This window comes from Cyanobium sp. BA20m-14 (genome assembly GCF_024346295.1).
The window spans coordinates 1-11,250 of record NZ_JAGQCR010000093.1; the positions used below are offsets into that span (position 1 = coordinate 1).

Annotated in this window: 14 protein-coding genes and 2 pseudogenes; 7 read left to right on the forward strand and 9 right to left on the reverse strand. The window is 66.3% G+C overall.

The window, feature by feature from the left end:
- Window positions 1-739 (reverse strand): annotated as a pseudogene (locus tag KBZ07_RS09970) (NAD(P)(+) transhydrogenase (Re/Si-specific) subunit alpha); the annotation flags it as partial.
- A gap of 99 nt (window positions 740-838) precedes the next feature.
- Window positions 839-1,027, reverse strand: a complete 189-nt coding sequence (locus KBZ07_RS09975) for a hypothetical protein (protein WP_254931469.1) — start codon at window positions 1,025-1,027, stop codon at window positions 839-841.
- Window positions 1,028-1,157: 130 nt separating this feature from the next.
- On the opposite strand from KBZ07_RS09975, the gene KBZ07_RS09980 reads away from it, so the two are divergent.
- From KBZ07_RS09980 to trxB, 3 genes are all read left to right on the forward strand, one after another.
- Window positions 1,158-2,618: a DEAD/DEAH box helicase gene (locus KBZ07_RS09980; protein WP_254931470.1), complete on the forward strand. Its 1,461-nt coding sequence runs from the start codon at window positions 1,158-1,160 to the stop codon at window positions 2,616-2,618.
- Between the two features lie 110 nt (window positions 2,619-2,728).
- Entirely contained in the window at window positions 2,729-2,965 is a 237-nt protein-coding gene (locus tag KBZ07_RS09985; RefSeq protein WP_197151110.1) for a hypothetical protein, read from the forward strand.
- Between the two features lie 50 nt (window positions 2,966-3,015).
- Window positions 3,016-4,419 carry a thioredoxin-disulfide reductase gene (gene trxB, locus KBZ07_RS09990; protein ID WP_254931471.1) on the forward strand — a complete coding sequence of 468 codons (1,404 nt, stop codon included), beginning with the start codon at window positions 3,016-3,018 and terminating at the stop codon, window positions 4,417-4,419.
- Here the strand turns inward: trxB and infA are convergent.
- A complete protein-coding gene (gene infA / locus KBZ07_RS09995; RefSeq protein ID WP_094560946.1) occupies window positions 4,416-4,682 on the reverse strand; it encodes a translation initiation factor IF-1 in 267 nt (88 codons plus the stop codon). The genes trxB and infA overlap by 4 nt on opposite strands.
- Before the next feature lie 197 nt (window positions 4,683-4,879).
- Here infA and KBZ07_RS10000 point away from each other — a divergent pair, with 197 nt between their 5' ends.
- Window positions 4,880-5,515: a pseudouridine synthase gene (locus KBZ07_RS10000; protein WP_254931477.1), complete on the forward strand. Its 636-nt coding sequence runs from the start codon at window positions 4,880-4,882 to the stop codon at window positions 5,513-5,515.
- A gap of 6 nt (window positions 5,516-5,521) precedes the next feature.
- On the opposite strand, the gene KBZ07_RS10005 is transcribed toward KBZ07_RS10000, so the two are convergent.
- The 4 genes from KBZ07_RS10005 to KBZ07_RS10020 form a co-directional block, all read right to left on the reverse strand.
- On the reverse strand, window positions 5,522-5,737 hold the full coding sequence (locus KBZ07_RS10005) for a hypothetical protein (protein WP_254931472.1): 216 nt from the start codon (window positions 5,735-5,737) through the stop codon (window positions 5,522-5,524).
- Between the two features lie 115 nt (window positions 5,738-5,852).
- The gene (locus KBZ07_RS10010) at window positions 5,853-6,815 is read right to left on the reverse strand and encodes an NAD(P)H-binding protein (protein ID WP_254931473.1); all 963 of its coding nucleotides are present in this window, start codon (window positions 6,813-6,815) and stop codon (window positions 5,853-5,855) included.
- A 65-nt stretch (window positions 6,816-6,880) separates the two neighbouring features.
- On the reverse strand, window positions 6,881-6,982 hold the full coding sequence (gene petM, locus KBZ07_RS10015) for a cytochrome b6-f complex subunit PetM (protein WP_197151115.1): 102 nt from the start codon (window positions 6,980-6,982) through the stop codon (window positions 6,881-6,883).
- Window positions 6,983-7,004: 22 nt separating this feature from the next.
- Window positions 7,005-8,159, reverse strand: a complete 1,155-nt coding sequence (locus KBZ07_RS10020) for a N2,N2-dimethylguanosine tRNA methyltransferase (RefSeq protein WP_254931474.1) — start codon at window positions 8,157-8,159, stop codon at window positions 7,005-7,007.
- On the opposite strand from KBZ07_RS10020, the gene KBZ07_RS10025 reads away from it, so the two are divergent.
- Together KBZ07_RS10025 and ilvN are read left to right on the forward strand one after the other, a co-directional pair.
- Window positions 8,159-9,133 (forward strand): alpha/beta fold hydrolase, encoded by a 975-nt coding sequence (locus KBZ07_RS10025; RefSeq protein WP_254931475.1) that lies wholly within the window; start codon window positions 8,159-8,161, stop codon window positions 9,131-9,133. The two genes, KBZ07_RS10020 and KBZ07_RS10025, sit on opposite strands and share 1 nt — an antisense overlap.
- A 36-nt stretch (window positions 9,134-9,169) precedes the next feature.
- Window positions 9,170-9,700 (forward strand): acetolactate synthase small subunit, encoded by a 531-nt coding sequence (ilvN, locus tag KBZ07_RS10030; RefSeq protein WP_197151124.1) that lies wholly within the window; start codon window positions 9,170-9,172, stop codon window positions 9,698-9,700.
- On the opposite strand, the gene KBZ07_RS10035 is transcribed toward ilvN, so the two are convergent.
- Together KBZ07_RS10035 and KBZ07_RS10040 are read right to left on the reverse strand one after the other, a co-directional pair.
- A complete protein-coding gene (locus tag KBZ07_RS10035; RefSeq protein WP_254931476.1) occupies window positions 9,697-10,410 on the reverse strand; it encodes a peptidylprolyl isomerase in 714 nt (237 codons plus the stop codon). The two genes, ilvN and KBZ07_RS10035, sit on opposite strands and share 4 nt — an antisense overlap.
- A complete protein-coding gene (locus KBZ07_RS10040; RefSeq protein WP_197151128.1) occupies window positions 10,410-10,958 on the reverse strand; it encodes a photosystem I assembly protein Ycf4 in 549 nt (182 codons plus the stop codon). Before KBZ07_RS10040 ends, KBZ07_RS10035 begins: the two co-directional genes overlap by 1 nt.
- Before the next feature lie 159 nt (window positions 10,959-11,117).
- On the opposite strand from KBZ07_RS10040, the pseudogene KBZ07_RS10045 reads away from it, so the two are divergent.
- Window positions 11,118-11,250: pseudogene (locus tag KBZ07_RS10045) on the forward strand (photosystem II D2 protein (photosystem q(a) protein)); the annotation flags it as partial.

Consider the following 11,250-nt stretch of genomic DNA (forward strand, 5'->3'; position numbering starts at 1 on the left):
CCAGCTGCTGGCGCTGGGCGGCGAGAAAGGCCTCGCTGGCGGCTTTGGCATAGCCGCCGGATTCGGCTGGTGCCTCCTCCTGCTCAGGTGGGGAGAGAAACCTGCCGCCCAGGGATTCCACCTGCTCCTTGGCTGCAGGCCGCACATCACTGACGTAGACCACCGCTCCAAGACGGCGGGCTGTGGCAAGGGCCTGCAGGCCAGCCACCCCCGCACCCAGGATCAGGGCGCGGGCGGGCTGGATCGTGCCAGCAGCTGTCATCAGCATGGGCACGTAGCGATCCAGGGCCGCAGCAGCCAACAGAACCGCCTTGTAACCGGCGATGTTCGCCTGGGATGAGAGCACATCCATGCTCTGGGCCCGGCTGATGCGGGGCAGCAGCTCGAGCGCCAGGGCCGACACCCGGCGGGCCAGGAGCTGCTCCACCAAATCCACCGCTCCGTATGGGGAGAGCAAACCGGCCACCAGGGTCCCTGGCTTGAGCTGGTCCAGCAGCTCAGCGGCCGGTGGATTGACGCAGAGCACCGCATCAATCTCCCCACCAAAGTTGGCTTCCGGCTCCACCAGCCGGGCCCCGGCCTCGGAGAAATCGCCATCGCTGTAGCCGGCAGCCAGACCCGCACCCTGTTGCACCCGCACATCCAGGCCGCGGGCCCGCAGCCTGCGCACGGTTTCCGGGGTCGCCGCCACCCGACACTCACCAGGACTGCGTTCCCGCAGAATCAGTACATCAGCCAAGAGGATCGCCTGTAGCCATCTACCTATTAGGGGGGAATGGCCCGCCCGGGGGCAATACGGCACCTACAAATGTGCGCAGTTGCCCATGGGGCGCTGGCATCAAAACAGGGGCAACAACTCCTCTTCCACGCAGCTGGCCTGGGGCAGGGCGCCCTGACGTCGCAGCTGGCGGGCCCGCAGAATCATCGGGTCGATGTCGCACTCCAGAGCCCAGCAGAGGCTCAGATGCTGGCGCTGCAGGGCATCTGACCAGGCCCAGCAACCCGGTTCATGGAAGGGGATGGCCATGGGGGATGGGTGGCGCCGGCCCGGTGGGATGGTCAAAAGTTAGGCGCGGCACGCCCCAAAACGATTAGGCCAGATCACTCATTTGCAGCTGGGCTGGTCTGGCCCCACCCGCCTTCGACACAATGGCGCCATGGGGTTCCCTTCCTTTGATCTGGGCCTGACAACAGGTGGTGCGGCCCCAACCCTGCGACCCAGGCAATGGCAGAGCCGGCTGATCCAGCTGCTGAGAGCCCGCCTGCTCAGTCCCGAACCAGGGGGCCATGACGTGCTGATCCACGCCGGGCCGGGAGCCGGCAAAACCCTGGGAGCCCTGCTCAGCTTCCAGGCCATGCAGCGGGAAGGCCGCATTGGCCACTTCGTGGTGTTCTGCCATCGCAGTTCAATCGCCCGCCAATGGCTGGCGGCGGCGGCACGACTCAATCTGCAGCTGGTGGAGTGGGATCCGGAGCAGGGGCTGGCGGCCCTCCATCCCAGCCGCGGCTGGGATGGACTGCTGCTGAGCTACCAGAGCGCAGGTCGGCACCGCCGCCCGCTCAGCGCGGCCCTGGGAGCAGGGAGCCTGGGGCCCTGGCTGGCGATCGCCGATGAGGTCCATCACCTCGGGCTCGATCCTGACGAACCGGAGGCCGCCGCCTGGGGCTTTGCCTTCGGCCAGCTCACCAGCGGAGCCCGGCTGAGGCTCGGGCTCACGGGAACCCCCTTCCGAGCTGACAACCTGGCCTTCTGCGCTGCCCGCCGGGTGCGGGTGCGCGAGGGCGAGGAGGAAATCGAGCGCATCGTCCCAGACCTGAGCATTGCCCCCCGCCAACTGATCCAGGCCGGCGACGTGCGCCCCCTGGAATTTCGTTTTCAGGACGGCTGGGTGGACCACGGCAGGCCCCAGGCCGGCGCCCCTACGGAGACCTCGCCGCTCTCGGGCGAGGGGCGCGAGAGCTGGCGGGCTCGCAACCTACGCCGCGCCATTCGCCTAGGGGACTCGAGCTGCATCGCCCTGCGGCTCCTGCTCAATGCCCGCAAACGGCTCGAGCTGGTGCGCACCGGCCACCCGGAGGCCGGCGGACTGGTAATAGCCCGCGACATCGCCCATGCCAGGCGCATCACGGGCCTGCTCGAAGAGCAGGGCGATCGGGTTCACCTGGTGCACTCCCAGGACCCGGCAGCTGCCACCCGACTGGCCGGCTTCCAGGCCGGGGAGGCCGACTGGCTGGTGAGCATAGATATGTGCGCCGAGGGCTTCGATGCCCCAAGGCTGCGGGTAGTGGCCTACCTCACCACCGTTGTCACCCGCAGTCGCTTCGTGCAGGCGATCACCCGGGCCGTGCGCATCGATGGCAGCCGCAGCAGCCTGGAAGCCATACCTCGGGATCCCTCCTATGTATTCGCCCCTGCCGACCCCCTGCTGATCCGCTATGCCCGCAGCTGGTCCATAAGCGAGCCATACCTGATTCGCCCCAGGCTCGCCACTCCCGGCTCAGAGAATGCCGGTGGCAACGGCGGCCAGCAGCCACTCGAAACCGTTGGCGAAAGGGTTGGGCAGGTGATTCAGCTGGGGGGGCCTGAACTGCCTGATTTTCTCGGTCAAAGGGCTTGAACCCCAATGGGGGTCTGAGGGCTCTGGGGCCACAATGCGACGTTGTGTCAACCACTACCTCAGGAAGGGCCCCGTGCCGGCAACTTGGTGCGAACCAACGCAGTAGGGGAATGGACGCCGCAGTCAATCGCCGTCTCACCGTTGCTGTCAGCTGGGCCCTAGCCCGCAGGGCCACCCTGGATTGCCAGGAGCATTTCGAAGAAAGCTTTGCCGTCACCGAGGAATTCAGGGAATGGCTGGTGTGCCTGGAGGAGCATCCCGAGCACCTCGCCGCCAACGTGCTGATGGTGCCCAGGAATCGCGCTGAGCTGAGCCAGCCAGAAATGGATGGGCTCCTGGAAATCTGAGCTGAGCCGACCATCCCCTAGGCTTAAGTCATACTCAGTCCGCTTTAGTCATGACATCCCCCGGGATGGCTGCAGGCCCTTCTTCCAATTCGGCCGGAGCCCTGGAGAACCTGGTGATTGTGGGGTCCGGCCCTGCCGGCTACACCGCAGCCATCTACGCCGCCCGGGCCAACCTGAGCCCCCTGCTGATCACCGGCTTTCAGGACGGCGGCATTCCCGGCGGCCAGCTGATGACCACCACCCACGTTGAAAACTATCCGGGCTTCCCCGACGGCATCCTCGGCCCTGAGCTGATGGACAAGATGAAGGCCCAGGCCGTGCGCTGGGGCACCCGCCTGGTGGAGGCCGATGCCACTGCCATCGACCTCTCCCAGCGGCCCTACTTGATCACCGCCGAAGGCCAAACCATCCAGGCCCAGGCCCTGATCCTGGCGACCGGCGCCAGTGCCAACCGACTTGGGCTTCCCAGCGAAGAGCTGTTCTGGAGTAAGGGCATCAGCGCCTGCGCCATCTGCGATGGCGCCACCCCCCAGTTCCGTCAGGCCGAATTGGCCGTGGTGGGTGGCGGTGATTCCGCCTGCGAAGAGGCGGTGTATCTCACCAAATACGGCAGCCAGGTGCACCTAATCGTGCGCGGCGAAAAGCTACGTGCCAGCGGCGCCATGGCCGACCGGGTGCTGACCAACCCCGCCATCACCGTGCACTGGAACCGCCAGGTGGCCGACGCCAGCGGCGGCGACTGGCTGGAAGCCATCACCCTCCGCGATGTCAACAGTGGCGCCAGCGAGAAACTGGCCATCAAGGGCCTCTTCTATGCCATCGGCCACACCCCCAACACCCGCCTGCTCACGGGCCAGCTGGAAGTGGATGGGCACGGCTACCTGGTGACCAGGCCCGGCCGCCCTGAAACCAGCATGGAGGGAGTGTTCGCGGCCGGCGACGTGGCCGATGCCGAATGGCGCCAGGGCATCACCGCGGCCGGCAGCGGCTGCCAGGCGGCCCTGGCCGCCGAACGCTGGCTCAGCCACCACGATCTGGCGGTCACGGTCAGCCACGTGCCGGTCGATCCCGCCGAGGTGGGGGAACCGCGGCGCACGGCCGAAAGCGACGAAACTAACTACGACCCTGCTGCCCTCTGGCAGAAAGGCGGCTATGCCCTGCGCAAGCTCTACCACGACAGCAACAAGCCCCTGCTGGTGGTCTACACCTCACCCACCTGCGGGCCCTGTCACGTGCTCAAGCCCCAGCTCAAGCGGGTGCTCGACGAACTCGGCGGTGCCTCCCAGGGAGTGGAGATCGACATCGAAGCCGATCAGGAAATCGCCGCCCAGGCCGGGGTAACCGGCACACCCACGGTGCAGCTCTTTTTCCAGAAGGAGCTCAAGCAGACCTTCCGGGGCGTGAAGCAGCGCAGCGAATTCAAGGCCGCCATCGAAGGCCTGCTGGGGCCCTAGCGACGCCGGGGACCGCCTGGACGGTTGCCGCCCGGACGCGGACCGGCTGCCGCGTTCCGCTCCCGATAGGTGATCCGGCCACGGGTGAGGTCGTAGGGACTGATCTCGACAAGCACTTTGTCGCCCGCCAGCAGCTTGATCCGGAACTTGGTGAGCTTGCCCGCCGCGCGGCAGAGGCACTGGTGACCGGCCGGCTGCTCCAGGGTGACCAGGTAAAACCCATTGCCCTGCTCCTTTTCAATCACACCGGAGGTCTCAATCATGCGGGGGCGCTGGCTTGGGAATGAATCGCTGCCATCAGCTTAATTGCAGCCGCTCCGGGCGATAGGGTCTGCACTCTTCTGCCTCGCCGGCTCTGTCATGGTTCTGCCGCCGCTTTCGATGGACCTGGGGCTGCTGCTGATCTCCATTGGCCTGGTGAATCTCTGGAAGGCCCGTCAGACCAGCTGAGCTCAGGACCCTGACCACCCTTCTCTTCCACAAGCCCTATGGGGTGTTGAGCCAGTTCAGCCCAGAACCGGCCAGCCGCTGGAGCTCCCTGGCGGAATTCATCGAGATCCCAGCGGTTTATGCGGCCGGGCGGCTCGATGCAGACAGCGAAGGGCTGCTGCTGCTGACCAGCAATGGACGGCTGCAACAGCGCCTCACCGATCCAACCTTCGGCCACTGGCGCCGCTACTGGGCCCAAGTGGAAGGCAATGCCGCCCAGCTGCAGGCAGGCCTAGGCCAGCTATGCCAGGGCGTCTTGATCCAAGGTCAGCGCACCCGACCGGCCCGCTGCCGGGCCTTGCCCGCCGCAGAGCTGGCGGCAGCCGCGCTACCCGCAAGGGAGCCGCCGATTCGCCACCGGATCAACGTGCCCACCAGCTGGCTCGAGCTGGAGCTGCGCGAGGGCCGCAACCGTCAGGTGAGGCGCATGACCGCCTCGGTTGGCCTGCCCACCCTGCGCCTTATCCGCGTCGCCATTGACCTGCTCGATGGCAAGCCGCCGCTGGATTTGGCCGGCCTGGCCCCGGGCGAATGGCGCCTTGCAAGCAGCACCGAATCGGAACGGCTGGACCAGATTCTGAGGCATGCTCCCAGCCCAGGGGCTTAGGGGGACTCAGCCCACCACATCTTTGAGCTCTCTTACGGTTTGCAGCTGGCCGTAGTAGTAGTTCGCCCGGGCACGGCGGTCGGCGTCGTCAAGACCATCAAAGGCATCAAAACCCAGCGACTGCCAGAGTTCATGGCCGCAGGCCCGATTGAGCTCTTCGATGGCCTCGGCCTCGAGATTGGCCAGTCGACGCTGGAGGTTCTTGATCTGGGCAACCGACATCTTGGTTACTGGGTAAAGCGCAGGGGCTGGGCTGGGCAGTGGCAGGTGCAGGGCAGGAAAAGGGGCAGGCAAAGGCAGAACAAACCAGCCCCTGCCAAATAGTACACCTGAACTGTTAAAAGGGCAGCTTTTTCTTGGCTTCCTTGTCGAGGTCTTTTTCCATCTCGCGCAGGCGCTTGAGGATGGTGTCGTAGTACTCCTTGAGATAGGCCTCCAGCCCAGTGGTTTCGGCAGGGTCGAGGCCGAAGGCCGCGTAGCTGGCCTCCATCGGCGCATCGAGGGCCTGGCCGCCCCCGGTAACCGCATCAAAGGCCAACCGCTCTGCCACGTTGAGGCTCGCCTCAAAGAAGCCGGTCACCGAACGCATCAGCCCCAACAGGGCCGGCGGCACCCGGAACACCCTGGCCTCCTTACCCGTAAAGCGCTCGCAGAGCTGGGTGATCTCACTGGTGGTCCAGGCGCGCGGACCCACCACCGGGAAGGCCTGGCGCACGGTTTCGGCATGGTCGATGGCCGCCACGGCAAAACGGGCCATGTCCTGGGTATTCATGTAGGCAATCGGGGTGGGCGCACCGCTGACCCAAACCGTTTGGCTCTCCAGCACGGGAATCGCAAACTGACTGATCACCCCCTGCATGAAGGCAACCCCCCGCAGGATCGTGTAGTCCAGATCCGAGGCCATCAGCCAGTCTTCGCTGCAGGCCTTGATATCCATCAGCGGCACTTCGCGGTGCCGGTGCGCATCCAGCAGGGACACAAACACGAGTCGCTTCAGCTCGGCGCCCTTGCAGGCGGAGAAGAGATTTTGTTTGCCGCCCCAGTCGATGTCATAGGAACTGGCTGAATCGGTGGCCCGGGCCGTGGCCGCATCGATCACAGCTTCCTGGCCTTCAAGGGCATAGACCAGGCTCTCTGGTTCGAGCAGATCACCGCGGGTGAGCTCGCAACCCCACTCCTGCAAAAAGGATGCCTTGCGAGGGGATCGCACCATGCAGCGCACCTGGTGGCCAGCATCGAGGGCGCGGCGAGCAACCTGACGCCCCAGGGTGCCCGTTCCGCCAACCACCAGAACCCGCATTGCCAAAGATCAAGCGGGCCTGAGCCTAGGGGTCCGCAGAGCCCAAACGTCAGGGCCAGGGGCGCTCAGTCGTTGTCAGCCAGTTTCAACAGCAGGGCACCACCCGCCAAGCCAATCGGAATCAACACCCAGAAGAGGGCGGCGGTACCGAAGATTTCAGAGGCCATGGGCCGACGGGCAAACATTTCCCTATCTAGCAGCGCCCGGAGCAATTCCGACTAATTGGCCACCAGTCTGCAAAATCTCCCCCCAGGGAGCATCGCTGCGCAACTGGCCCGGCATCACTCCGCTGGCCTCAGCCAGCCAACCCTTGGTCCGCAGGGAGGCAACCAGGTCGGCCAGCGGCGGCGGGCCGCAGCCGAGGCGGCGGCCCAGCTCCGCCGTGGGCCAGCAGCGGGCTGGCAGGCCTGGATCGGCGGCCAACTGGGCGAGCAAACGGGCACTGCCGGGCCCAAGGATCGAGTTGTCGTCGGCGGCCATCGCGGCCAGGAAGCCTGGATCCTGCAGTGGCCCAATCCAGAGCGGTCCGCTGATCGCCAGCGGCGGCACCTGGTTGGCAGGGCAGAGGCACCCCTGCCACTGGCGCAGCCGAACCAGCTCCTGCACCTGCTGGTCGCCGCAACCATGGCAATGGGCCACCATTCCCAACTGGGCCTCCTGCCCACGGCTGGCCCGGCGCCGCAGCCTCACCGCCGTGCGGAAGGTGCGGCCCTCGCTGAAGCTGAACAGGGGCTCGAGGCCACGCCCCAGTGCCCAGGCCGCCCTCGCCACACTGCCGAGCTGGAGGCGCAGGGCCAGCTCCCAACTGGCGGGATGGGCCCGGGCGGCCGCCCCCAGCTTGCGAACCGCCGCGGGGCGGTCGTGGCCGGTAGGCGAGCGGCCGTCGGTGCTGGCGAGATAGAGGGCGCCATCGCAGGCCACCGCCTCCAGCGCCAGGGCCAGCAGGGGGGCGGGGCAGCCAAAGGCGTCGAGATCCACCAACTCAAAGCGCTCCTGCCGCTGCAGACATCCCGCCAGCAGGTGCTGGGCCGTGAGGGCCGTGCAGCGCAGTCCGGCCTGGCCAGCCAGATTTGCCTCGAGCAGGGGTAGCCGATCTGGATCGGCATCGTTGACCCAAACCGCCGCTGCCCCCGCCTCCCGGCCATAGCGCAAACCCCTGATGCCGCAGCCCGCCATCGCATCGAGCACCCGCAGCGGCCCCCGCTCAGCCAATCGGCGCGCCAGCAGAACCCCCAGATCGCGGGAGGGGCGAGATTCCGGTCGAAAAAAGCCCCTGCCCGGCTGCAGCCGGGCCAACCCTTCGCAATAGTGAGCGTCGGCTTGCTTGCCCAGGGGATCGACCAATGACTCGGAGCAACCAGCCTGACCCCTCGGCCAGCGGCCACAGAAATAGCGGTGCCGACTGGGGGGTCCATGCCGAGTGGCGCTGGGCTGGGCAAAGCTGCCACTGGCGGGTGTTGGGGGATAGGGCCTCGCCTGCCCTGGTACTGGTGCATGGTTTCGCCGCCGGCAGCGGCCACTGGCGTCGCAACGCCGCGGTGTTGGCCGCCGCGGGCTGGCGGGTGTACGGGCTCGACCTGATTGGCTTTGGAGCCTCCAGCCAACCAGCCCTTTGGCTCGACAACCGCCTCTGGGCCAGACAGCTGCGGGCCTTCATCGAGCAGGTGGTGCAGGCCCCGGTGGTGCTGGTGGGCCATTCGCTCGGGGGGTTGGTCGCCCTCAGCTGTGCCGTGTTCTTCCCCGATCTGGTGAGGGCCGTCGTGGCAGCGCCCCTGCCCGATCCCAGCTTGATGTTGCCGCCGGCCGGCAGCCATCCCCGCCGCAGGCCCTGGCTGCGGCGCCTGCGGCGCTGGCTGGTGAACCTGCTCTGCCGGCTGCTGCCGCTGGAGCTGCTGGTGCCGCTGCTGGCCCATTCACCCCTGCTCGACCTAGGCATCCAATCGGCCTACCGCACCGCGGTGATCGGTGACGGGGAACTGCACCGGGTGATTGCCAAACCCGCCAGGCGACCCGGAGCCGTAAGGGCCCTGCGGGCCATGAGCATCGCCATGGCGCTGAGGCCCCAGGCCGCCACCGCACCGGCCATGCTGAAGCGGCTCAGCCAGCCGCTGCTATTGATCTGGGGTCTTGAAGACCGCCTGGTGCCCGTGCTGGTGGCCGAGCAAGTGGGGCGGTTGCGACCCGACCTGCCCTTGGAACTTATCGAGGGCAGCGGCCACTGCCCCCATGACGAGCACCCCGACACCTTCAACGCCTTGCTTCTGCAATGGCTGGCCCAGCTGCCAGGGAGCGGCCCCGCCGCCAGCCCTGGGCGGTAATTTGGAACCTTGCCAGCGCAGCGGGTTACTCAGGCGATGAAACACACCCTCTCGGTGTTGGTGGAAGACGAATCCGGGGCCTTGAGTCGCATCTCCGGTCTATTCGCCCGGCGGGGTTTCAATATCGAGAGCCTGGCGGTGGGGCCTGCCGAACGACCAGGAATCTCCCGTCTCACCATGGTGGTGGAGGGTGACGACCACACCCTCGAACAAATGACCAAGCAACTCGACAAGCTGGTCAATGTGCTGGGCGTGATCGACCTGAGCAAAATCCCTGCAGTGGAGCGGGAGCTGATGCTGCTGAAAGTTTCGGCGCCGGCCGCAAGCCGCAGCGCCATCTTGGATTTGGTCCAGGTTTTCCGGGCCAATGTGGTCGACGTGGCCGACGACGCCCTGACCCTGGAGGTGGTGGGCGATCCAGGCAAACTGGTGGCCCTGGAGCAGGTGATGGAGAGCTTCGGCATCCTCGAGATCGCGCGCACGGGCAAGGTTGCCCTGGAGCGGGCCTCTGGTGTGAACACGGCATTCCTGAAGATTTCCGCATCCAACAAGCGGGTGCCTGCCTAGGGCTTGCCCTGCACCAGGGTTCCGCCTGCCACCACGGAGGCCTTGATCAGCTTGTCTCCCTGGCGGATCTGGTCGACCACCTCCATCCCCTTACTGACGCGGCCGAAAACCGCATAGCGACCATCGAGTTCAGGCAGGGCCTGGAGGGCCACATAAAACTGGGCACTGGCGGAGTTGGGATCGGCTGAACGGGCCATCGCCAGGGCTCCACGCTGGTGGACCAGATCCAGCTTGCTCGTCACCCCAGGGGCGGTGACCGGCTCTCCGTAGCGGGGAGCGGGTTCATCGCTGCGCTTGATCTCCAGGGGAATCAGCCGGGCTTCGCCACTGGCCGGATCCAGGAAGCTGCCGAGACCGTATTGGCTGGCGGAAACCTTGGGATCGGCGCTCGCAGGGTCCCCCCCTTGAACCACGAAGGGCACCGGCTCCCTCACCACCCGGTGAAACACGGTGCCGTTGTAGGTGCCCCGGTTGACCAGATCGACGAAATTGCCAGCCGTCAGTGGGGCAGCGGCGCCATCGAGCTGGAGCTGAACCTCCCCCTTACTGGTCTGCAAGACCACCGTGGCCGTGCCCTTGAGGCAGGGGGTGCTGGAGGCACTGCAGCCCAGATCGGGGCTGCCGCCATCAGCGGCACAGGCTCCTAGGCTGAAGGGCACCAGTAGCAGCAAGCCGCCGAGGAAAAGACGACTCAACCAAATCCTTGCCATCACACTCCCTCCAGGGGGACGCCCAGAAAGCGGGCCAGCTGGGCACCAGAGAGCTCCAGATCGGCCAATGGAAGCGGTTCACCCACGCGGGTGAGGGGCATGTCACGGCGACCCTGCACCTTCAGGGCCAGGCGGCGGCGTGGGCTGAGGCCGTCACGCACCTCCACCTTCACCGCCTGGATGTCCCGCAGGGGGATTTCCACGCTGATGGCCTGGCGGAAACCGCGGCGACTGATCGTGGCCACACCGGCCGAGCGATCAAAGCAGTTACTGCCAGCCCCCACGTCGATGCCGATTACCACCCAGAGGTAGGTGCAAAGGGCCATGGCCGCCAGGCCATAGAGCCCCATTACAAGTCCCTGGGGCACCCAGATCAGTTCGGCCGGGTGGCCGATTGGCAGCAGATCGGTGCCAAGGAAGCTGGAGCCACTGGTGAGCAGGAAGCCGATCCCTCCAACGGTGACCACCAGGGCCACCAGCACGTTGGAGAGGCGCCGCGATCCCAACACCGGCAGCTCAAGTGACTCGGTCACTGGGGTAGGAGCCATGGGGGCATGCAGTCAATCCTGATTATCTTGACGGGTCGCAGCCTGGCCTGGAGCTGCCGTTGCAGCCCATTGCGAAGCGCCTCGCGATCCGCCCCAGCGTTGTTACCATCGCCCGGTAATCCTTCAGTTTCCGCGGGTTTTCCGCACCGTTTCATCACCATGACGATCGCTCTAGGGCGCGCGCCACAGCGGGGATGGTTCGACGTCCTCGATGACTGGCTCAAGCGCGACCGCTTTGTCTTTGTCGGTTGGTCGGGCCTGCTCCTGTTCCCCACCGCCTATCTCGCCCTTG